This window comes from Chloroflexota bacterium, assembly GCA_020850535.1.
GTDB lineage: Bacteria > Chloroflexota > UBA6077 > UBA6077 > JACCZL01 > JADZEM01.
In genome coordinates, this window is the sequence record JADZEM010000123.1 from 185,950 (window position 1) to 207,325 (window position 21,376).

Here is a 21,376-nt window from a genome sequence, read left to right on the forward strand (position 1 = left end):
GAGCGTGTATCCTCATGAAGCGTCAGCCGGGCGCGCGCCGGCAGACGCCGGCCACGCGCGCCCCGCTCCGTCTGCCGAATCTGCGTCGGCCAGACGGAGCGGGGCGTCTGCATCTCCCAGCCACCACCCCCGCAGCGAACCTGGTCGCTGCCGACCGGGCCGTCGCGCAGGGCGTCCCGCTGCACCAGGCCGGCCGCCTCGCCGAGGCTGAAGCCTGCTACCGCCAGGCCCTCGCCGTGGCCCCGGACCACCCCGACGCCCTGCACCTGCTCGGGTTGCTGGCGCACCAGGTCGGGCGGCCAGAGATCGCCGTGGCGCTGATCCGGCAGGCCATCGCCGTGACAGCGGACCGGCCAGCCTTCTACCTGAACCTTGGAGCAGCCCTCCAGGCGCAGGGACAGCTCGCAGAAGCGGTCATCGTCTGCCGACAGGCTCTCGCGCTGCGGCCAGCCTACCCCGAAGCCTTGAACAACCTCGGCGTCATGCTCCAGGCGCTCGGGCGCGTGGACGAAGCGATCCCCTGCTTCGAGCGTGCTATCGCCCTGCTGCCAGCCTACGCCGACGCCCACTTCAACCTCGGCGCGGCCTTCCAGGCCGACCGTCAGCCCGAGCGCGCCGTCGAGGCGTACCGGGCTGCTCTGGCGCTCCGGCCGGCCTATCCCGCCGCCCTCTACAACCTCGGCAACACCCTCTGCCTGCTGGAGCAGTACGCTCCCGCCGCCGACGCCTACGAGGCCGTGCTGGCGCTCGAACCGGACCACGTCCAGGCCCACAACAACCTCGGCGTGGCCCTCCAGGCCCTCGGGGAGCGCGACCGCGCCCTGGTCTGCTTCGAGCGGACGCTGCAGCTTGACCCTGCCTATACCCAGGCCGACACCAACCGCGCCCACCTCTGGCGGGATCGCGGGCGGCTCGACGAGGCCAGCGCGGTCTACCGGCGCGTGCTGGCCGCCGACCCAACCGACGCCCAGGCCCACAGCTGCCTGCTCCTCGTGCTCGACCACCAGGAGAGCGTCAGCGCCGAGCAGGCGCTGGCCGAGCGCCGGGCCTGGAACCTGCAGCACGCCCGCGCCCTGACGCTGGCCGCGCCGCCCCACCCCAATGACCGCACCCCCGCCCGGCGGCTGCGCGTCGGCTACGTCTCCGGCGACTTCTACTACCACTCGGCCTCGACGGCGTTCCTGGAGATCATCCTCAACCACGATCCGTCCGTGGTCGAGGCCGTCTGCTACGCCACCGTCGCGAAGTCGGATGCCCAGACCGAGCGCATCAAGTCGCTGGTCCCGCGCTGGCGCGACATCACCCACCTGACCGACGCCGAGGCCGCCGAGCAGATCCGCGCCGACGAGATCGACATCCTGGTGGACCTTGGCGGGCACTCGGCCAGCGGCCGGCTGCTGATCTTCGCGCACAAACCGGCCCCCGTCCAGGTCACCGCCTGGGGCTACGTCACCGGCACCGGCCTCGACGCGATGGACTACGTGCTGGCCGACCCGGTCGTCGTGCCGCCGGACGCCGAGCGCTGGTACCAGGAGCAGGTCGTCCATCTGCCGTGCTTCGTGACCTATGGGACGGTCCCACATACGCCGGACATCGTGCCGCCGCCGGTCCTCTCGCGCGGCACGGTCACCCTGGGCTCGTTCAACCGCTCGATCAAGATCACCGAGCTGACGCTCGATCTCTGGGGGCGCGTCCTCGCGGCCATGCCCGAGGCCCGGCTGCTCCTCAAGAGCCCCGGCCTGGACGACGACGACAACCGCACCCGCATCCTGGCCGGCCTCGGGCGGCAGGGCGTTGCGCCGGCCCGCGTCGAGATCCTCGGCCGCACGCCCCAGAGCGAGCACCTCGCCGCCTACGGGCAGATCGACATCCAGTTGGACCCGTTTCCGCACGGCGGCGGCGCGACCACCTTCGAAGGGCTGATGCAGGGCGTCCCCTGCGTCACCCTGCTCGGAGATCGAATCTCGGGGCGCGTGTCGGCCTCCCTGCTGGGGCAGGTCGGCCTTGAGGATCTGGTGGCAGGGACGCCCGAGCAGTACGTCGAGATCGTGCAGCGGCTTGCCGCCGATCCGGCCAGGCTGGCCCGCGAGCGCGAGACGCTCCGCCAGCGTGTGCTCGCCTCGCCGATGGGGAACGGCCCCGTCTACACCCGCGCCGTCGAGCGCGTCTACCGCGACCTCTGGGAGCGCTGGCGCCAGGAAGGGATGGTCGTCCGATGACCGTCATCGACATCAGCGGGCTGCTGGCCGAAGGGCTGGCCGCCCACCAGGCCGGCCGCCTCGCCGAAGCCGAACAGCGTTATCGCCGCGCCCTGACCACCGACCCGGCCAACCCAGACGCCCTCCACCTGATCGGCGTGGTGGCCCTCCAGAACGGCCGGCCAGCCGACGCCGCCGCCAGCGTGCAGCAGGCCATCAGCGTCGCCCCGGGCCAGCCGACCTACTGGAACACCCTCGGCGTGGCCCAGCAGGCAGAGGGCCGGTTGGACGATGCCGCCGACAGCTTCGCACGGGCCGTCGAGCTGGCCCCGGCCTACGCGGATGGCTGGGTCAACCTTGCCGCGATCCACCAGCAGCGCGGCGACCGCCCCGCCGAGGCCGCGGCCCTGGAGCGGGTGACCGCCCTCCAGCCGGCCAACGCCCTCGCCTGGAGTCAGCGCGGCATGCTGGCCTACGCCGCCGACCGCCTGAACGAGGCCTGTGACTGCTTTCGCGAGGCCGCCGCTCTCCAGCCCGACGCCGCCGGCGCGTGGTCGAACCTGGGGGCGGCACAGCTACGCCTGGGGCTGCTCGCCGACGCCGAAGCGAACCAGCGTCGGGCCGTGGCGCTCGACCCGAACTCGATTGCCGCCTGGAACAACCTGGGCAACGTGCTGGTGGCGCGCTGCCGTTGGCAGGAGGCCGCCGAGGTGCTGGTCGGCGTCGTCCAGTGCGCGCCAGACGATCCGAACGGCTGGACGAACTTCGGGCACGCGCTGGCCGGCCTCGACCGCTACCAGGAGGCGCAGGACGCCTTCCAGCACGCGCTCGACCTCAACCCGAGCCTGCCGGCGGCGCTCGTCGGCATGGGCGACTGCATCCAGAAGCTGCAGCACGCCTCGGCCGCCGTCTCCTGGTACGAGCGCGCCCTGGCGATCCAGCCTGACAACCCGGACGCCTGCGAGCACTACGGCGTGGCCCTCCAGACCCTCGCACGGCTCCCCGAGGCCGAGGCGATGTTCCGCCGCTGCATCGCCCTCGATCCCGAGCGCGCCCAGATCCACAGCGCGGTGATCTTCGTGCTGGATTTGCAGGAGGGCGCGGAGGCCGCCGCCGCCGAGGAGCGCCGCCGCTGGAACGCCCACTTCGGCCGCCAGCCGGGCGCCGCGCCGGCCGTCCACCTCCAAGACCGCACGCCCTCACGCCGGCTGCGGGTCGGCTACGTCTCGGCAGATTTCCGCCACCACTCGGCGGCCTACGCCATCCTGCCGATCCTGCGCGCCCACGACCGCGCCCAGGTCGAGGTCTTCTGCTACTCGGGCGTCCGTCAGTCGGATCACGTCACGGCGCAGATCCGCAGTCTCGCGGACGGCTGGCACGACGTGGCGCAGCTCAACGACGACGAGCTGGCCGCCCTGATCCGCTACGACCGGATCGACATCCTGGTGGACCTGTCCGGCCACTCCGGCGACAACCGCCTGACCGTCTTCGCCCACGAGCCGGCCCCGGTTCAGGTCACCGCCTGGGGCTACGCCGCCAGCACCGGCCTCAACACGATGCGCTACTTCCTGGCAGACGCCGTGGTGGTACCGCCCGAGGCCCGCACGGCCTACTCTGAAGAGGTCATCTCACTGCCGAGCGTCCTCTGCTACGAGGCCCCGCCGTACCTGCCCAGACTGACCCAGCTGCCAGCCGCCAGCCGTGGCTACGTGACCTTCGGCGCGTTCAATCGGCTGCCCAAAGTCTCGGATGACGCCGTCGCCACCTGGGGCAAGGTGCTCGCTGCCGTCCCGACCGCCCGGCTGCTGCTCAAGTGCAGCGGCGCGGACATCTCGCCCGAGCGCGAGCGGCTGCTGGCGCGGCTGGCCGGGGCCGGCATCGCTCCGGAGCGTGTCACGCTGCTCGGCTCGACGCCCCACCCCGACCACCTCGCCGCGCACGCCGAGATCGACATCATGCTGGACACCTTCCCGCAGAGCGGCGGCATCACCACGCTGGACGCCCTGGTCATGGGCGTGCCGGTGGTCACGCTGCTCGGTGAGCGGGTGCCGGGGCGCGTCTCGGCCTCGTTCCTGACGACGCTCGGTCTGAGCGACCTCGTCACGAGCACGCCGCGGCAGTACGTCGAGATCGCGGCGCGGCTGGCCGGCGATCTCCCGCGCCTCCAGCACGAGCGCGCGACGCTGCGAGAGCGGCTCTACGCCTCGCCCATCGGGAACGCCCCGCTGTACACCCGCGCCGTCGAAGCGATCTACCAACAGCTCTGGCAGCGCTGGCTGGCCGAGGATACGGCTGCCGACCCGCAGGCCGAGGTCGCCTGATGAAGACCAAGGACGTGGGCACGCTGCTGGCCCAGGCCCTGGCCGCCCACCAGTCTGGCCGCCTCGCGGACGCCGAGCGGCTGTACCGGCGCGTCTTGCAGGCCCAGCCAGCCAACCCGGACGCCCTGCACCTGCTGGGCGTGGTGGCGCTGCAGAGCGGTCGGCACGCCGAAGCCGTCACGTCGATTCGCCGCGCGCTGGACGCCATGCCCGGTCAGGTGAACTTCTGGAACTCGCTGGCCATCGTCTACCAGCAGCAAGGCGACCTCCCGGCCGAGGCCGACGCCTGGGCACAGGTGACCGCCCTGCAGCCGGGGCACGCGGCTGCCTGGAGACGCCGCGGCGAGCTGGCCTACGTCCAGGATCAGCCAGAGCTGGCCTGTGAGTGCCTGCGCCAGTGCGCCGCCCTGGCCCCGAACGACGTGGACGTCTGGTCGAACCTGGGGGTCATCCAGCTGCGGCTCTGGCGGCTCGCGGACGCCGAGGCCAGCCTGCGGCGCGCCCTGGCCCTGCAACCCGATTCGCTGAGCGCCCAGACCAATCTCGGGGCGGTCCTGGTGGCCGACTCGCGCTGGCCGGAGGCGCTCGCGGCGCTGGAGATCGTCACCCGGCGCGCCCCTGACGATCCGAAAGGCTGGCTCAACCTGGGGCACACCTTCCAGGGGCTGGACCGCTTCGAGGAGGCGCTGGCCGCGTTCGACCGCGCGCTGACGCTGGCTCCCGACCTCGGGCCGGCCATGATCGGCAAGGGCGACGCCTACCAGGGGCTCTCCGATCAGCACACGGCCCTGCGCTGGTACGAGGCGGCTCTGCGCGTCTCCCCCACCGAGCTGATCCTCCACGAGCACATCGCCGCCGCCCAGCAGGCGCTCGGGCAGGTGGACGCCGCCATCAGCACGCTGCGGCACTGCCTGACCCTGGACCCCGCCTGTGACCGCAACCACAGCAACCTGATCTTTGCCCTGGATCACCACGAGGGCCACGGCGCGGCGGCCTGGGACGAGCGGCTGGCCTGGAACCGCTCGGTCAGTACGCGCACCCGCCACCTGCGCCGCCCGCACACCAACGACCGCACCCCAGATCGTCCCCTGCGCGTCGGCTACGTCTCGGCGGACTACCGCTTCCACTCGGCTGGCTTCGCGGTGCTGCCGGTCCTCAAGGCCCACGACCGGGCGAAGGTGCGGGTCTACTGCTACTCGAACGTCAAGCGGCACGACCAGATCACCGATCAGGCCCGGGGCATCGCCGATGTCTGGCACGACGTGGAGCGGCTGACCGACGACGAGCTGGCGGCCCTGATCCGCCGCGACGAGATCGACATCCTGGTTGATCTGGCCGGGCATGCCGCCGACAACCGACTGCCGGTCTTCGCGCAGGCGCCCGCGCCGGTCCAGGTCACCGCCTGGGGCTACGCCACCGGCACCGGCCTGGAGACGGTCCAGTACTTCCTGGTCGATCCGTACATCGTGCCGCCGGACGCTCGCCGCTGGTACACCGAAGAGATCATCACCTTGCCCACGCTGATGTGCTACGAAGCGCCGTGCGGGCTGCCGCCGCTCTCGGAATCGCCGTTCCTCTCGCACGGGCACGTCACCCTCGGGGCGTTCAACCGCCTGGAGAAGATCAGCACCGCCACCCGCGAGACCTGGGCACGGCTGCTGGCGGCAACGCCGAATGCCCACCTCGTCGTGAAGACCGGCGGACGGACGGCGCAGGGCCGCCAGAGCCTGGTGGACGAGCTGGTTGCGCGCGGCGCGCCTCGGGACCGCATCACGATCCTCGGCGCGACGCCCCAGTACGAGAACCTGATCGCGCTGGGGGAGATCGACATCCTGCTGGACACGTTCCCGCACGGCGGCGGCATCACCTCTATCGAGGCGCTGCTGATGGGGACGCCGGTCGTCACGATGCTCGGCGAGCGGGTCTCCGGCCGGGTCTCAGCCTCGTTCTTGAACACCCTCGGCCTGGACGACCTCGTCGCACGGACGCCCGACGCGTACATCGCGACCGTCCAGCGGCTCGCCGCCGACCGCGAGCAGCTCCTGCACGAGCGAACCACCCTCCGCGAGCGCATCCTGGCCAGCCCGATGGGCGACCCGGCCATCTTTACCGCCGCACTCGAAGCCGTCTACCGCGGCCTCTGGCAGCGCTGGTGTCAGAGCGGCCAGACCGCTGCCGCCCGTACCGCTGTCGCTGATGACGAGGCCGCCGCATGAGCGTCGCGTCGTCGCAGGCCGCCCTGGCGCGGGCCGTCGAGCACCACCAGGCCGGGCGGCTCCCGCAGGCCGAGGCCGGCTACCGGGCGGTGCTCTCGAAGCAGCCGGGCCAGCCCGATGCCCTCCACCTGCTCGCCGTGCTCAAGCTCCAGCAGGGCCGCCTGCCCGAGGGCGTCCGCCTGGCGCGACAGGCCGCACAGGCCGCCCCCGAGCAGCCGAGCTTCTGGAACACCCTCGGCGCTGCCGAGCAGGCCGCCGGCGATCTCGGTGCTGCCGCCTCGGCCTTCCTCCGGGCCGTCCGGCTGGCCCCGGCCTACGCCGAAGCCTGGAACGGGCTGGCGACCGTCGCACAGCTGTCGGGAGACGCCGCCGCCGAGGAGGCCGCCCTCGAACGGGTCACCGAGCTGCAGCCAGCCTACGCACCGGCCTGGGGCCGACGCGGCGTGCTGGCGTTCCTGGCCGGCCGCGCGGCCGAGGCCGCCGAACACTTCACGCGGGCCGTAAGACTCGCCCCGCAGGACGTGGCCGCTCGCAGCAACCTGGGAGCGGTCCAGATCCACCGCGAACAGTACGAAGAGGCGGCAGCCACGCTGCGGCAGGCGCTGGCCCTCCAGCCAGACGCCCTGGACACCCTCAGCAACCTCGGGACGGCGCTGGTGGCCCTCAGCCATTGGGACGAGACGGTCCTGGTGCTGGAGCGGCTGGTCAGCCGCGCCCCGGACCACGTGGCCGGCTGGCTGAACCTGGGCCGAGCCTACCTCGGCCTCGAACGTCACGGCGAGGCCATCAGGGCCTTCGAGCGCGTGCTGGCACTCGCGCCGGGCCACGCGGCCGCCGAGCGCGCCCTGGGCGACACGTTCCTCCAGCAGGGCCAGCCTTTGCGGGCCATCGGCTGCTACGAGCGCGCCCTGGCCGGCGCCCCGCGTGACCCTGACGCCTACGAGCACCTGGAGCTGGCTGTCCAGCAGCTTGGCCGCCCGGCTGAAGGCAGCAACGCCCCCGTCACCCTGGCCGAGAACCTCGCGCGGCTGGTCTCCGCCCTCCGCACAACCCTGGCCGACGATCCGCCCTGGCCCCAGACCATGAGCTACGCCATCGTCGCGCTGGACGTGACGCCGGGCGCTGAGGCCGAGGCCCAGGAGCTGCGCCGGCGCTGGAACGCCCGGTTCGGGCGGCCGGCTGGCGCGCCGGGGGTCGTCCACAACAACCGCCGCGATCCCGGCCGCCCGCTGCGTGTCGGCTACGTATCAGCCGACTTCCGCCACCACTCGGCGGCCTTCTTGATCCTGCCGATCCTCCGCGCGCACGACCGCTCCCAGGTGACCGTCGTCTGCTACTCCGGTGTCACGAAGCCGGACCCGGTCACCGAGGCGTGCCAGGGGCTCGCAGACCTCTGGCGGGAGACGGCCCAGCTCTCGGACGACGAGCTTGAGCGGCTGATCCGCCAGGACGAGATCGACGTGCTGGTGGACCTCTCCGGCCACACCCGCGCCAACCGCCTCGCCGTCTTCGCCCGGGAGGCCGCCCCGGTCCAGGTCACGGCCTGGGGCTACGCGACGGGCACCGGCCTCGCCGCGATGCACTACTTCCTGGCCGACGAGATCGTGGCGCCGCCGAACGCCTATCCGTCCTACTCGGAGACGGTCGTCAACCTCCCGAACGTGGTCTGCTACGAGCCGCCGTTCGGCATGCCCGAGGTCGCGCCGGCGCCGTGGCTCACCCGTGGATACCTGACGTTCGGGGCGTTCAACCGCCTGACCAAGATCACGCCCGAGAGCATCACGGCCTGGGGGCGGGTGCTGCTGGCCGCCCTGGACACGCGCCTCATCATCAAGAGCGGCGGGCTGGAGACGGACGCCCCGGACCGACGGCTGCTCGAAGAACGGCTGACGACGATGGGCGTCGCCCCCGAGCGGGTGACCGTCCTCGGCGGCACCCCGCAGGGCGAGCATTTCGCGGCCCATGCCGGGGTAGACCTCCTGCTCGACACCTTCCCGCACTGCGGCGGCGTAACCACCCTGGACGGCCTCTACATGGGCGTCCCGACCGTCACCCTGCTGGGCGAGCAGGTCGCAGGCCGGCTGTCGGCCTCGTTCCAGGCCGCCCTCGACATGGACGACCTCGTCGCCAGCACGGTAGACGAGTACGTCGAGATCGCCGCCCGCTTCGCCACCGATCCGGCCCGCCGCGCGTGGCTGGCCGAGCAGCGCCCCACCCTGCGGGATCGGCTGCTTGTGTCCCCGATGGGGAACGCCGCCGCCTACACCCGGGCCGTGGAAGCAGCCTACCGTCAGATGTGGCAGCGCTGGTGCGCCACCGGCAGCCACACGAGAAGCATCCCCATTCCCAACGCACCGGCCCCAGTGCCCCCTGCGAGGAGCCCGTCAGCATGAAGCACCGTGGATACCAGAACGGCACGGCGCGCGGGGGCGCACGCCTCCTCCAACCCACGCCTTCCCCCCAGCAACGCGTCCTGACGCGCGGCCTGGAGCACCATCAGGCCGGCCGCCTCGCAGACGCCGAGGCCTCCTACCGCCAGGTGCTCGCCGCCGAGCCGGGCAACGCCGCCGCTCTGCACCTGCTCGGGGCGCTGGCGAACCAGTGCGGCCAGCCACAGGCCGCCATCGAGCTGATCTCGCAGGCCATCCGTATCGAGCCGCTGGCCGCCTCCTATCACAACAACCTGGGCGTGGCCTACCAGAACCTGAAGCAGTTCGCGGAGGCTGCCGGCTGCTACGAGCGCGCGCTGGCGCTCCAGCCAGACCACGTCGACGCGCTGAACAATCGTGGCGTGGTGCTCCAGGCGCTCGGGCGGCTGGACGAGGCGCTGGCGAGCTTCGAGCGCTCGCTGAAGCAACGCCCGAACAGCCACGAGACGCTGAACAACATCGCATCGCTGCTGACGCGGCTCGGGCGGCACGACGAGGCCGAGCTACGGCTGCGTCGGTCGCTCAAGCTGAAGCCGGACTATCCCGAAGCGCTCATCACGCTGGCCGGCGTCCTGATGGTGCGTGGCCAGCACGCCGAGGCCGAGCCGGTCGCCCGGCGGGCCGCTGCCGTCGCCCCGAACGATGCCCGCGCCCACGACATGCTCGGGTCGGTCCTGCGCTGGGCCGGCAAGGTTGACGAGGCGATCCTCAGCTACCAGCGGACGCTGGCGTTCGATCCGTCGATGGCGACTTACTGGCTGAACCTGGCCGGCGCGCTCCAGGTGGCCGGCCGCACGCCCGAGGCCACCGAGGCGTATCGTCAGAGCCTCGGCCTCGATCCGAACGCGCCGGTGACCCACAGCGGCCTGATCTTCTCGCTGGACCTTACGCCAGGGGCCGCCGAGGAGCGCCGCGCGGAGCGCATCCGCTTCAACGAGCGCTTCGGGCAGGTCTGGAAGCAGCAGCCGCTCGCCTTCGCCAACGCCCGCGAGCCGGAGCGCCGGCTGCGGATCGGCTACGTCTCAGCCGACTTCTACCACCACTCGGCCGCCACGGCGTTCATGCCGATCCTGCGTGCGCACGACCGTTCTCAGGTGCAGGTCTACTGCTACTCCGGCTCGACCACCTTCGACGCCGTCAACGTCGAGGCCCGCACCCTGGCGGATGTCTGGCACGACGTGGCGTTCCTCACCGACGATCGGCTTGAAGCACTGATCCGTGCTGACGAGATCGACATCCTGGTGGACCTGTCCGGTCACTCGGCGGGCAACCGGCTGCCGGTCTTTGCACGGAAGCCCGCGCCCATCCAGGTCACGGCCTGGGGCTACTGCACGGGTACCGGCCTGGACGCGATCGACGCCTTCCTGATCGACCGCGTGGTGGTCCCCCCGGAGGACGACCATCGCTACGCCGAGCGCATCGTGCCCGTCCCGAGCACCCTCTGCTTCACGCTGCCCGAGGACGCGCCGCCCGTCAACGCGCTGCCGGCCCTCGGCCGGGGTCATGTCACGTTCGGCGCGTTCAACCGGCTGCCGAAGGTGACGCCCGAGACCCGCAAGGTCTGGGCAGAGCTGCTGCTCGCCATCCCGACGGCTCGGCTGCTGGTCAAGACCGGCCCCCAGGACTCCCCGAGCGTCCGCCAGCAGCTGGTGGACGATCTTGTAGCCCACGGCGTCGAACCGGAGCGGATCGAGATGCGCGGGCCGACCTCGCGGACGGAGCACCTGGCCGCCCACCACGACGTGGATCTGATCCTCGACGCTTTCCCGCACGGCGGCGGCGTCACCTCCATCGAGGCGCTGATGATGGGCGTCCCCGTCATCACGCTGCTCGGCCGGGGCGTGTCCGGGCGACTCTCCGCCTCGTTCCTGACGACGCTCGGCCTCGCGGAGCTGGTCGCCACGACGACCGAGCAGTACGTCGCCATCGCCCGCGAGGTGGCTGCGCGCGTCCCCTGGCTGGCCGAGCAGCGCGCCACCCTGCGCGACCGCGTCATCGCGTCGTCCATCGCGGACGCGCCAGCCTACACCCGCGCCGTCGAAGCGGCCTACCGCGACCTCTGGCGGCAGTGGTGCGGCGCACAGGCCACGGCCTGATGAAGCAACGCAGGTTCCAGGCTGGCCCGCCTGGGCGCGGAGGCGCGCGGACGCTGACGCCGCAGCCGTCGCCGCTCCAGCAGGTGCTCGCGCAGGGGCTTGCCGCTCACCAGGCGGGCCGGCTCGCCGAGGCCGAGGCGCGCTACCGGCGCGTCCTGGCCGCCGATCCCTCGCACGCCGACGCCCTCCACCTGCTCGGGCTGCTGGCGCTCCAGTGCGGTCAGCCAGGAGTTGCCGTCGACCTGATCTCGCAGGCCATTCGCCACCAGCCGAACGCGGCGGTGTACCACAGCAACCTGGGCGTCGCCCATCAGCGACTGGAGCAGCACGCCGAAGCCGCCGACTGCTACGACCGCGCCCTCACGCTCGACCCGAACCAGATCGATGCCCTGAGCAATCGTGGCGTCTCGCTGCGGGCGCTTGGGCGGCTGGACGACGCGCTCCAGGGCTACGAGCGCGCCCTGCGGCTGCGCTCGGATCAGCCAGACTTGCTGACCGGGCGCGGCGCCGCCCTGGCCGACCTCGGGCGGCTCGACGAGGCCGAGGCCAGTCTGCGGCGTGTCCTCGGAGCACACCCGAGTCATGCGGAAGCCCTGTTCACGCTGGGCGGCGTGCTGAAGACGCAGGGTGTGCTGCCCGAAGCCCTCGACTGCTGCACCCAGGCCATCGCCGCCGCCCCGAACGATCCGCGCGCGCATGACATGCTCGGCACGGTGCTTCGGGCTGCTGGCCGCGTCGACGAGGCCATCGCCAGCCACGAGCGCGCCCTGGCCCTCTACCCGAACGCGGCGGGCGGCTGGCAGAACCTCGCGGGCGCGCTCCAGCTAGCAGGCCGCACCCAGGAAGCGGTCGCCGCCTACCGGCACAGCCTCGCACTGAACCCCGACAGCCCTGCCACCCACAGCAGCTTGATCTTCGCACTGGACCTGTTGCACGGCGCATCGGAGGAGCGGCTGGCCGAGCGCCGCCGCTGGAACGAGCGCTTTGGGCAGGCGTGGCGTGAGCGGCCGCCAGCCTTCGCCAACACCCGCGAACTGGAGCGCCGGCTGCGCGTCGGCTACGTCTCGGCGGACTTCTGCAACCATTCGGCGGCCACCGTCTTCATGCCAGTGTTGCGCGCCCATGACCGCACCCAGGTGCAGGTCTTCTGCTACTCTGGCACGCCGGTTACTGACGCCGTCACCGCCGAGGCCCACGCGCTCGCCGACCGCTGGCATGACACCCGCTTCCTCTCCGACGACCGGCTTGAGGCCCAGATCAGAGCGGACCGGATCGACGTGCTGGTGGACCTCTCGGGCCACACCCTCGGGAACCGCCTGCCAGTCTTCGCACGGAAGGCTGCGCCCGTCCAGGTGACCGCCTGGGGCTACGCCACCGGCACCGGCCTCGACGCGATGAACGCGTTCCTGGCGGATGCGGTCGTCGTCCCGCCTGCCGAGGCGGCCCGCTACGCCGAGCGGATCGTCCACCTGCCGGCCGTGATCTGCTTCGAGCCGCCAGCCGGTCTGCCCGAGATCGCCCCGTTGCCAGCCCTGGAGCGCGGCCACATCACGTTCGGCGCGTTCAACCGCCTTCCGAAGATCACCCCCGAGACGCGCACAGCCTGGGCTGCCGTCCTCCGGGCCGTCCCGACCGCCCGGCTGCTGGTCAAGACGGGCGCGCAGGACTCACCGGCCGCCGTCCAGCAACTCGCCGACGACCTCGTCGCGCTGGGCGTCGAGCGGGACCGTCTCGAACTGCGCCGGCCGACGCCGCGCCTGGAGCACCTGGCTGCCCACGCCGATATCGACCTGATGCTGGATTCGTTCCCGCACACGGGCGGCGTTACCACGGTCGAGGCGCTGATGATGGGGGTACCGGTCATCACGCTGCTGGGCGAGGGCGTGGCGGCCCGGCTGTCGGCGTCGTTCCTGTCGGCGCTCGGCCTTGCTGAGCTGGTCGCCACTCGTTCGGAGCAGTTCGTCGCACTGGCGCAGGCAGTTGCCGGCCGGCTCCCCTGGCTCGCGGAGCAGCGCGCCACCCTCCGCGACCGACTGTTCGCCTCGCCCATCGGGGACAGCCGCGCGTACACCCGCGCCGTCGAGGCCGCCTACCGCGATCTCTGGCGCTCCTGGTGCACGAAGCCGTCAGCCTGACAGATAGCAACAACACTCCGTCGCGTTTGCTATCCTCTGCGTTGTGCAAGAGGGAGCCCTCTGGCAGCATCCCGTCGAGCAACTGCTTCTGGGCAGCCTGGGCATTCTGCCAATGGCGCCGCTCGCAACCGTGGAGCCGACGCAGTTGCCATCTGTCCTGCGTCGCGTTGAGGAACGTCTCCGCCAGGAGGCCTCCCCGACGAGTGCGGACGAGCTGTGGGCCGCAACGTATCTGCTGCTCGGCCTGCGGTATGATGATCGTACGGTGAGCGAGGTGGTGACACGTATGAGCTGGCTTCAGGAATCCTCAACCTACCAGGCAATACGCAGAGAAGGCCTCGCCGAGGGGCGTGCAGTGGGACAGCTTGAGGGCCGTGCCGAGGGGCGGGTCGACACCGCCCGGCGCTTCATCCTTGACCTGGGCTCCGACAAGTTCGGCGCGCCGAGCCAGACCACCACGTCCATTCTGGAGAGCATCTCTGACCTCTCCATCCTCGAACGGCTGCACCGCAGGATTCTCACGGCAAGCACCTGGGCTGAGCTGCTGGCATCGGAACGGCTCGGGTAGTACAGCTACGGCAGCACAGCCGAACGCGTCAGCGCCGCGCACCCCGGACATGATGAAGCCCCGTCGCCGTTCGTGGCGACGGGGCTTCGTGGTGTGAACGGCTGCGATCAGCGGCCGGCGGCCGACGCCGACAGCTCCTCGGCCCGCTTGACCACCATCTCGATGGGGCCCTGCATGTAGAACGCCTGCTCCGGCAGCGCGTCGTGCTTACCCTCAAGGATCTCCTTGAAGCCGCGCACCGTGTCCGCGATCCGCACGTACTGCCCCGGGGTGCCCGTGAACGCCTCGGCCACGAACATCGGCTGGGTCAGGAAGCGCTGGATCTTGCGGGCGCGTGACACAGTCAGGCGGTCGTCCTCGGACAGCTCGTCGATACCGAGGATCGCGATGATGTCCTGCAGGTCGCGGTACCGCTGCAGCACTCGCTGCACTTCGAGCGCCACGTTGTAGTGCTCGTCGCCGACCACCAGCGGATCGAGCACACGGGACTTCGAGGCCAGCGGGTCAATCGCCGGGAACAGCGCCTGCTCGGCCAGCGACCGCTCGAGGTTGATCGTCGAGTCGAGGTGCGCGAACACCGACGAGGGCGCAGGGTCCGTGTAGTCGTCAGCAGGCACGTACACGGCCTGGAGCGACGTGATCGACCCGACCTTCGTCGAGGTGATCCGCTCCTGCAGCTGACCGACCTCCGTGGCCAGCGTCGGCTGGTACCCCACGGCGGAGGGGAGCCGTCCGAGCAGCGCCGACACCTCGGAGCCCGCCTGCGTGAAGCGGAAGATGTTGTCGATGAAGAGGAGCACGTCCTCGCCGCGATCCCGGAAGAACTCGGCGAGCGTCACGCCCGTCAGCCCGACCCGCTGGCGCGCGCCAGGCGGCTCGTTCATCTGGCCGAACACCATCACGGTGTTCTTCATCACGTCCGCCTCGATCATCTCATGCCAGAGGTCGTTCCCCTCACGGGAGCGCTCACCCACGCCGGCGAACACGGAGTGACCGCCGTGCTGCTTGGCGACGTTGTTGATCAGCTCCTGGATGATGACCGTCTTACCGACGCCCGCGCCGCCGAACACGCCGATCTTCCCGCCCTTGCGGAAGGGAGCGATCAGGTCGATAACCTTCACGCCCGTCTCGAAGACCTCAGGCTGCGTGACCTGATCCTCAAACGTCGGAGCGGGGCGGTGGATCGGGTAGTACAGGTCGGAGACGACGTCGCCGGCCTCGTCAATCGGCCTGCCGAGCACGTTGAAGATGCGCCCGAGCGTCACGTCGCCCACGGGCACCTTGATCGGCGCGCCGGTATCGACGGCCTCGACGCCGCGCTTCAGGCCGTCGGTGGTGCCCATCGCGACGCAGCGGACCCAGTTGTTGCCCAGGTGCTGCTGCACCTCGGCGACGAGGGTCGTCTCCGTGCCGACGCTCCCCTGGGTGACCAGCGGGATCTCGACGGCATTGTAGATGTCTGGGAGCTGGTCCGGCGGGAACTCGACGTCCACGACCGGGCCAATGACCTGGATGACCTTGCCGGTTGCCACTCTGACCTCCTGCGGGTCATCAGTGGTCAGTCATCAGTTCTCAGAAGCGGTGTTCTCGTCTCTGAAAACTGACGACTGATGACTGATAACTACCTGCTCTGCGCTGCCATGAACTCTGCCGCCGAGGCGATCTCGATAACCTCACGCGTGATCGCCGCCTGACGCGTCTTGTTGTAGACCAGCGTCAGATCCTTGATGAGATCCTGGGCATTCTGGTTTGCGTTCCGCATCGCGACCATGCGGGCGCTCTGCTCGCTCGCCTGGGCCTCCAGAATCGCCTCGTAGATGAGCACTTCGACGTAGCGCGGCAGCAGCTCGTTGAGGATCGACTTCGGGTCAGGCTCGAAGATGTAGTCGACCGGCCTGGCCGGCTCGTCCCCGCCGGAGACGATGGGCAGGATCTTCTGCACGCGGGGCCGCTGCGTCAGCGTGGAGATGTACTCCGGATAGACGAGGTAGCACTCGTCCATCCGGCGCTCCATGAAGCTCTCCATCACGTTCCGAGCAATCGGGATGATCTGCTCGTAGGTCGGGCGGTCCCCGATGCCGGTGATGCTGGCGAAGATCTTGTAGCCGCGCCGCGCCATGAAGTCCTGGCCCTTGCGCCCGATGGTCATCAGCTCGACCGGGTGCGTCTGCGCCAGGATCAGCTCACTCGCGCGGCGGATCACGTTGGCGTTCAACGCGCCGCAGAGGCCACGGTCGGCCGTGATCACGATGATGCCGACCGTATCGACCTCGCGCTGCTCCAGCAACGGGTGCAGCTCGTCCGACTGGCTTCCTGCCGCGACAGCCGCCAACTCGCTGATGAACGTCCGCATCGTCTCAGCGTAGGGGCGGGCCGCCGTCACCCGGAGCTGGGCACGCCGCATCCGCGACGCGGCCACCAGCTCCATCGCCTTGGTGATCTGGGCGGTGTTTCGGACGCCGCGGATGCGGCGCCGAATATCTTGCAGGCTTGGCATCGCTTAGAAGCTCGTCGACTTCTTGAACGTGTCGACCGCCGTCCTGAGGGTGGCCGCCGACTCGTCCGAGAGCACCTTGTCTCGCTGGATCGTCTCGATCAGCTGCGGATACGTGGCATCGAGGAACCGCGAGAACTCCTGCTCGAACCGCCCGACGCTCGCCGCCGGGATCGAGTCCAGGTGCCCGTTGGTGCCGCACCAGATGATCGCCACCTGCTTCGCCAGCGGGACCGGCTGGAACTGCGGCTGCTTCAGGATCTCCTGGAGGCGGATACCACGCTCAAGCTGCGCCCGCGTGACCGGGTCCAGGTCTGAGGCGAACTGCGCGAACGCGGCCAGCGAGCGGAACTGCGCCAGCTCCAGCTTCATGCGGCCGGCGACCGAGCGCATCGCCCGGGTCTGCGCCGAGCCGCCCACCCGCGACACCGAGATACCGACGTTCATGGCGGGGCGGATACCCGCGTTGAAGAGGTCAGGCTCGAGGAAGATCTGGCCATCCGTGATCGAGATGACGTTCGTCGGGATGTAGGCCGAGACGTCGTTTGCCTGCGTCTCGATGATCGGCAGGGCCGTCAGCGAGCCGCCCTTGTACTCGTCGCTCATGCGAGCGGCGCGCTCCAGCAGGCGGGAGTGCAGGTAGAAGACGTCGCCAGGGTAGGCCTCGCGGCCTGCGGGGCGGCGGAGCAGCAGCGACATCTCACGGTACGAGTTCGCGTGCTTCGACAGGTCGTCGTAGACGATCAGGGCGTCACGGCCGGACTCCATGATCTCCTCGCCCATCGCGCAGCCGGCGAACGGAGCGAGGTAGCGCATCGGGGCCGGGTCCGTCGCAGCGGCCGCCACCACGATGGTGTGCTCCATGGCGCCGTAGCGCTCCAGGATGCCCACCGTCTCGGCGATGGAGGACTGCTTCTGACCGATGGCGACGTAGATGCAGATCAGGTCGCCGCCCTTCTGGTTGATGATCGTGTCGAGCGCCACGACGGTCTTGCCCGTCGAGCGGTCGCCGATGATCAGCTCGCGCTGGCCGCGCCCAATCGGGATCATCGCGTCGATCGACTTGATGCCCGTCTGGACCGGCGTCTTCACGGGCTGGCGGCGCACCACGCCCGGAGCGATGCGCTCCACGGGGCGGGTGGACGTCGTCGCGATGGGGCCCTTGCCGTCAATCGGCTCGCCCAGCGCGTTCACCACGCGGCCGATCAGGGCGTCACCCACCGGCACCGAGGCGATCTTGCCGGTGCGGCGGACCTCGCTGCCCTCCTGGATCTGGGTGTACGGCCCGAGGATCACGGCGCCAACCGTCTCCTCTTCCAGGTTCAGGGCCAGGCCCATCACGGTGGGCTCGCCGGGGCCGCCGGGGAACTCCAGCAGCTCACCGGCAACGGCATCGGAGAGGCCCCAGACCCGAGCGATACCGTCGCCAACCTCGATCACCTGCCCAACTGTCTGGGTGTCGGTGCCGAGATCCTGACCGCTGATCTGCTGTTGAAGGATTCGCGCGATTTCCTGAGAGCGGACTGCCATGCTGCCTCCCCGTGCTGTCAGCCGTCAGCCGCCAGCCATCGGGCTTCGTGTTCTCAAGTCTGTAGCTGTGGTCTCTGGTGCCGGGGAGGGTCCTGGTGGAGCCGGCAGCGCCTCCGGCGCGCCTGCCGACGCCATCATGCTCAGGCGGTCAACGTTCGCCGCAACCGCTCCAGCCGACCGCGAATGCTGCTGTCGATGACGGTGTCGCCCACCTGCGCGATCACCCCGCCCACAATCGACGGGTCAACGCGCTCTTCGAGCACCACCGTCTTGCCGAGCCGCCGGCCCAGCCGCGACGCGATCACCGCCTTCTGCCGGTCGTCAATCGGCACCGCCGTGGTGACCGTCGCCACGGCGATCCCTCGGTGCTCGTTGAGCAGCCGGCGGAAATGCACCGCGATGTCCGGCACCAGCTCCAGCCGATCCCGGTGGGCCAGGATCGCCAGGAAACGCTGCACGTCGTCCGAGACGCCGGGCAGCAGCTCCTTCAACACCGCCCGCTTCTTCTCAGCCGACTCAACCGGGCTGGTCAGGAACAGTTCAGCGGCGTGATTCTCGTACAGCGAGGACGCCTGATCGAGAGCCTCGAGCCAGGCGTCCAGAGTGTTCGTATCCCGAGCGACGGCAAACGCCGCCTCCGCGAAGCGGAGCGCCCGGATATTCGTCCGCGCCACGCGCTACCCCGCCTCCTAGGCCCGTCCGGCCTGCGTCGGCCGCTCGTCGAGAAACTCGTCCACGAGCTGGCGTTGGGCTTGATCGTCGAGGTTGCGGCTGATGATGCGCTCGGCCGCCTGGACCGCCAGGCTCGCCACCTCGCGCCGCAGCTCAGCCATCGCCTGGGCACGCTCCGCGTCCGCCTCCTGGCGGGCGGTCTCGATGATGCGCTGCGCCTCGGTGCTGGCCGTCGTCCGCGCCTCCGACTGGATGCGCTCGGCAACCTGCTGGGCCGTCGCCATCATCTCCTGAATCTCGCGGCGGGTGTTCGTGAGCAGCTCGTCGCGCTCACGGTCCGCACGCGCCACCTCGGCCTGCGCTCGCTCGGCCGCAGCCAGGCTCTCCTCGATCTTCCGGGTCCGCTCGTCCAGCAGCCCCACCACCGGGGTGTACAGGAACTTGTAGAGCAGGCCGATCAGAACGATGAAGTTGAGCGTGTGCCAGAGGAAGGCGTACCCGTCAATCCCCAGCGTTGTTAAAACTCCGCTCATCCGCGTTCCTGTCCCGTCAGGGCCGTGCGCCGCACCGCTGCCAGGGCAACTGCCCGGGCACGGCCACCTGACGATCTCACTTCGGCAGGAGGAACGCGATAACGAGCGCGTAAATCGCGATGGCCTCTGCGAAGCCCAGACCGATCAGCATCGGGACCAGGATCCGGTCGCTGGCCTCGGGGTTGCGCCCGATCGCTTCCATCGCCTTGCCAACGCCGTAGCCGATACCAAGGCCAGGACCCAGAGCCCCAACGGCGATGGCCACCGCGGCCGCCATTCCTTCCACGAAGACCCTCCAGAAGTTCGGCCCGTCTGGGCCCGCTTGTGGCCCGTCAGGGCCAAGAATCAGTGGTGCGCTTCTGCGTGCCCCGCATCGTGCGACTCATCGTGCCCGTGATGGCTCGTGTTCGCAATCGACAGGAAGACCAGCGTCAGCATCGTGAAGATGAGTGCCTGGACCACACCGACGAACAGCTCCAGGCCGAGGAAAATCCAGGTGATCAGGAACCCACCCGGCACCGTCAGCAGCATCGTGTGCACCAGCACGCCGCCGGCGTAGATGTTGCCGAACAACCGGAGCGAGAGCGAGAGCGGTCGGCTCAGCTCCGTCAGGATGTGCAGCGGGTTCGGGACCAGGAACTCTTTCAGGTACCCGCCCAGCCCCAGCGTCTTGATGGCGAAGTACTGCACCAGCACGAACACCACGATGGCCATCGCCACCGTCATGCTCAGGTTGCTGTTCGGCGAGGCAAAGCCCTTGATGTTGCCGAAGAACGGCGTCGTGCCGATCCAGTTCGCCGCCAGGATGTAGATGAACGCCGTCAGCACCACGGGGTAGAACTTCCGTCCGTTCGCGCCCGCCGTCTGGTGGATCATCCCCATCCAGGTCTCGATGATCAACTCGACGAGGTTCTGCATGCCGCGCGGCACCAGCTGAAGATTTCGCGTCACGAGGAACGCGATCAGCAGCAGCACCGCCATGACCACCCAGGCGCTGAACACCTGGTCGATGACCGGGATCGGGCCAATGTGGAAGAACACATGCGGGGTCAACCCCGCCCCGTGACCGCCTTCTTCAGCAGCCTCAGCCGCCGCGACGGCCATCGCACTGATCTGACCAAACTGGCTCAGCTGCACCGGGGGCTACTCCTGAACCTGTCCGCGACGATCGTTGGCACGCCGCGAGACATATTTCAACAACTGGAGGGTGCTCACCACCGCCGAGATCATGCCGCCAACCGCAAGCAAGAGCGAGAAGATAATTCCAGAGCCGATTTGCCTATCGATCCAGCTACCCAGCAAAAAACCAACTGCGACGGTAATGGCGACCGTCACGCCGAACTGCGTGACGACCCCAATGGCTTCCCAGGTGTTGAGACTGGACATCGTCGCCCCTCTCTTCCCTGGTCTGGCCGGCGGCGAGAGTATACCAACGCCCGCTTCAGGCAGCAACGTGCAGGATGGGCTTGCCACACACGCACTTACGACGCATCCTCCGGAGCGTCGTACGCCAACGCGGAGTACCGCATCAGCTTGTCAAAGTTGTGGCTGGACTGCACCCGGCGGATCGTCCCGGACTTGCCGCGCATCGCCAGCGTCTCGGTGAACGCCCCGTGCCGCGCGTACCGAACGCCCCGCACCAGCTCGCCGGTCGTGACGCCGGTCAGCGAGAAGAAGACGTCGTCGTCGGCCACGAGGTCGTCGATGGTCAGGATCTTCGTCAGCGAGAGGTTCTGCTGCTCGGCAAGCTCGCGCTCACGGTCGTTGCGCGGCCAGTAGCGGCACTGGATGTCGCCGCCCAGGCACTTGAGCGCGCAGGCCGTGGTCACCGCCTCCGGCGAGCCGCCGATCCCCAGCAGCAAGTCCATGCCGGTCTCTTCGAGCGACGGCATGATCCCACCCGCGATATCGCCATCCGTGATCAGCTTGACCCGTGCGCCAGCCTCACGCACTCGCCGGATGATCTCGTTGTGCCGCTCGCGGTCGAGGATCACCACGGTGAGATCCTCGACGTCGCAGCGTTTCGCCCCTGACAGCGCCCGGAGGTTCTCCTCGACGGACAGCTCCAGCGAGACGACGCCCTTGCCAGCCGGCCCGACGGCGATCTTCTCCATGTAGGCGATGCCCTTCCAGGGGAGCATCGAGCCGCGCCGGGCCAGCGCCACGACGGCCACGGAGTTCGGC

Annotated in this window: 16 protein-coding genes; 7 read left to right on the forward strand and 9 right to left on the reverse strand. The window is 69.9% G+C overall.

What is annotated here, in order from left to right; all coding sequences use genetic code 11:
* The first annotated feature begins 14 nt into the window (after positions 1–14).
* From IT306_18180 to IT306_18210, 7 genes are all read left to right on the forward strand, one after another.
* The gene (locus IT306_18180; protein MCC7370359.1) at positions 15–2,219 is read left to right on the forward strand and encodes a tetratricopeptide repeat protein; all 2,205 of its coding nucleotides are present in this window, start codon (positions 15–17) and stop codon (positions 2,217–2,219) included.
* A complete protein-coding gene (locus IT306_18185; GenBank protein MCC7370360.1) occupies positions 2,216–4,519 on the forward strand; it encodes a tetratricopeptide repeat protein in 2,304 nt (767 codons plus the stop codon). The genes IT306_18180 and IT306_18185 overlap by 4 nt, the downstream gene beginning before the upstream one ends.
* The gene (locus tag IT306_18190) at positions 4,519–6,735 is read left to right on the forward strand and encodes a tetratricopeptide repeat protein (protein MCC7370361.1); all 2,217 of its coding nucleotides are present in this window, start codon (positions 4,519–4,521) and stop codon (positions 6,733–6,735) included. The genes IT306_18185 and IT306_18190 overlap by 1 nt, the downstream gene beginning before the upstream one ends.
* Entirely contained in the window at positions 6,732–9,128 is a 2,397-nt protein-coding gene (locus IT306_18195) for a tetratricopeptide repeat protein (protein MCC7370362.1), read from the forward strand. Before IT306_18190 ends, IT306_18195 begins: the two co-directional genes overlap by 4 nt.
* Positions 9,125–11,260, forward strand: a complete 2,136-nt coding sequence (locus IT306_18200; GenBank protein MCC7370363.1) for a tetratricopeptide repeat protein — start codon at positions 9,125–9,127, stop codon at positions 11,258–11,260. The genes IT306_18195 and IT306_18200 overlap by 4 nt, the downstream gene beginning before the upstream one ends.
* Positions 11,260–13,395: a tetratricopeptide repeat protein gene (locus tag IT306_18205; GenBank protein MCC7370364.1), complete on the forward strand. Its 2,136-nt coding sequence runs from the start codon at positions 11,260–11,262 to the stop codon at positions 13,393–13,395. The genes IT306_18200 and IT306_18205 overlap by 1 nt, the downstream gene beginning before the upstream one ends.
* 112 nt (positions 13,396–13,507) lie before the next feature.
* Positions 13,508–13,963 carry a hypothetical protein gene (locus tag IT306_18210; protein ID MCC7370365.1) on the forward strand — a complete coding sequence of 152 codons (456 nt, stop codon included), beginning with the start codon at positions 13,508–13,510 and terminating at the stop codon, positions 13,961–13,963.
* Between the two features lie 107 nt (positions 13,964–14,070).
* Here the strand turns inward: IT306_18210 and atpD are convergent, their stop codons facing one another.
* From atpD to IT306_18255, 9 genes are all read right to left on the reverse strand, one after another.
* Complete coding sequence (gene atpD / locus IT306_18215; protein ID MCC7370366.1) at positions 14,071–15,495, reverse strand: F0F1 ATP synthase subunit beta; 1,425 nt, start codon at positions 15,493–15,495, stop codon at positions 14,071–14,073.
* Positions 15,496–15,584: 89 nt separating this feature from the next.
* Positions 15,585–16,460, reverse strand: coding sequence for an ATP synthase F1 subunit gamma (atpG, locus tag IT306_18220; protein ID MCC7370367.1), 876 nt, complete (start codon positions 16,458–16,460; stop codon positions 15,585–15,587).
* Positions 16,461–16,463: 3 nt separating this feature from the next.
* Positions 16,464–17,987: a F0F1 ATP synthase subunit alpha gene (locus IT306_18225; GenBank protein MCC7370368.1), complete on the reverse strand. Its 1,524-nt coding sequence runs from the start codon at positions 17,985–17,987 to the stop codon at positions 16,464–16,466.
* 140 nt (positions 17,988–18,127) lie between these two features.
* Entirely contained in the window at positions 18,128–18,661 is a 534-nt protein-coding gene (locus tag IT306_18230) for a F0F1 ATP synthase subunit delta (protein ID MCC7370369.1), read from the reverse strand.
* Between the two features lie 15 nt (positions 18,662–18,676).
* Entirely contained in the window at positions 18,677–19,192 is a 516-nt protein-coding gene (atpF, locus tag IT306_18235; GenBank protein MCC7370370.1) for a F0F1 ATP synthase subunit B, read from the reverse strand.
* A 76-nt stretch (positions 19,193–19,268) separates the two neighbouring features.
* On the reverse strand, positions 19,269–19,478 hold the full coding sequence (atpE, locus tag IT306_18240) for an ATP synthase F0 subunit C (protein MCC7370371.1): 210 nt from the start codon (positions 19,476–19,478) through the stop codon (positions 19,269–19,271).
* A 59-nt stretch (positions 19,479–19,537) separates the two neighbouring features.
* Entirely contained in the window at positions 19,538–20,329 is a 792-nt protein-coding gene (gene atpB, locus IT306_18245; GenBank protein MCC7370372.1) for a F0F1 ATP synthase subunit A, read from the reverse strand.
* Positions 20,330–20,335: 6 nt separating this feature from the next.
* A complete protein-coding gene (locus tag IT306_18250; protein ID MCC7370373.1) occupies positions 20,336–20,578 on the reverse strand; it encodes an AtpZ/AtpI family protein in 243 nt (80 codons plus the stop codon).
* A gap of 95 nt (positions 20,579–20,673) precedes the next feature.
* Positions 20,674–21,376, reverse strand: a 703-nt coding sequence (locus IT306_18255) for a fructose-bisphosphatase class II (GenBank protein ID MCC7370374.1), incomplete at its 5' end; no start/stop codon positions are given.

Bases quoted from the DNA above. Each gene is read 5' to 3' on its own strand.
- IT306_18210 (MCC7370365.1), top strand. From the start codon at position 13,508: ATGGCGCCGCTCGCAACCGTGGAGCCGACGCAGTTGCCATCTGTCCTG.
- IT306_18225 (MCC7370368.1), bottom strand. From the start codon at position 17,987: ATGGCAGTCCGCTCTCAGGAAATCGCGCGAATCCTTCAACAGCAGATC.
- IT306_18200 (MCC7370363.1), top strand. From the start codon at position 9,125: ATGAAGCACCGTGGATACCAGAACGGCACGGCGCGCGGGGGCGCACGC.
- IT306_18205 (MCC7370364.1), top strand. From the start codon at position 11,260: ATGAAGCAACGCAGGTTCCAGGCTGGCCCGCCTGGGCGCGGAGGCGCG.
- atpF (MCC7370370.1), bottom strand. From the start codon at position 19,192: ATGAGCGGAGTTTTAACAACGCTGGGGATTGACGGGTACGCCTTCCTC.
- IT306_18250 (MCC7370373.1), bottom strand. From the start codon at position 20,578: ATGTCCAGTCTCAACACCTGGGAAGCCATTGGGGTCGTCACGCAGTTC.
- IT306_18185 (MCC7370360.1), top strand. From the start codon at position 2,216: ATGACCGTCATCGACATCAGCGGGCTGCTGGCCGAAGGGCTGGCCGCC.
- IT306_18180 (MCC7370359.1), top strand. From the start codon at position 15: ATGAAGCGTCAGCCGGGCGCGCGCCGGCAGACGCCGGCCACGCGCGCC.
- IT306_18190 (MCC7370361.1), top strand. From the start codon at position 4,519: ATGAAGACCAAGGACGTGGGCACGCTGCTGGCCCAGGCCCTGGCCGCC.
- atpG (MCC7370367.1), bottom strand. From the start codon at position 16,460: ATGCCAAGCCTGCAAGATATTCGGCGCCGCATCCGCGGCGTCCGAAAC.
- IT306_18195 (MCC7370362.1), top strand. From the start codon at position 6,732: ATGAGCGTCGCGTCGTCGCAGGCCGCCCTGGCGCGGGCCGTCGAGCAC.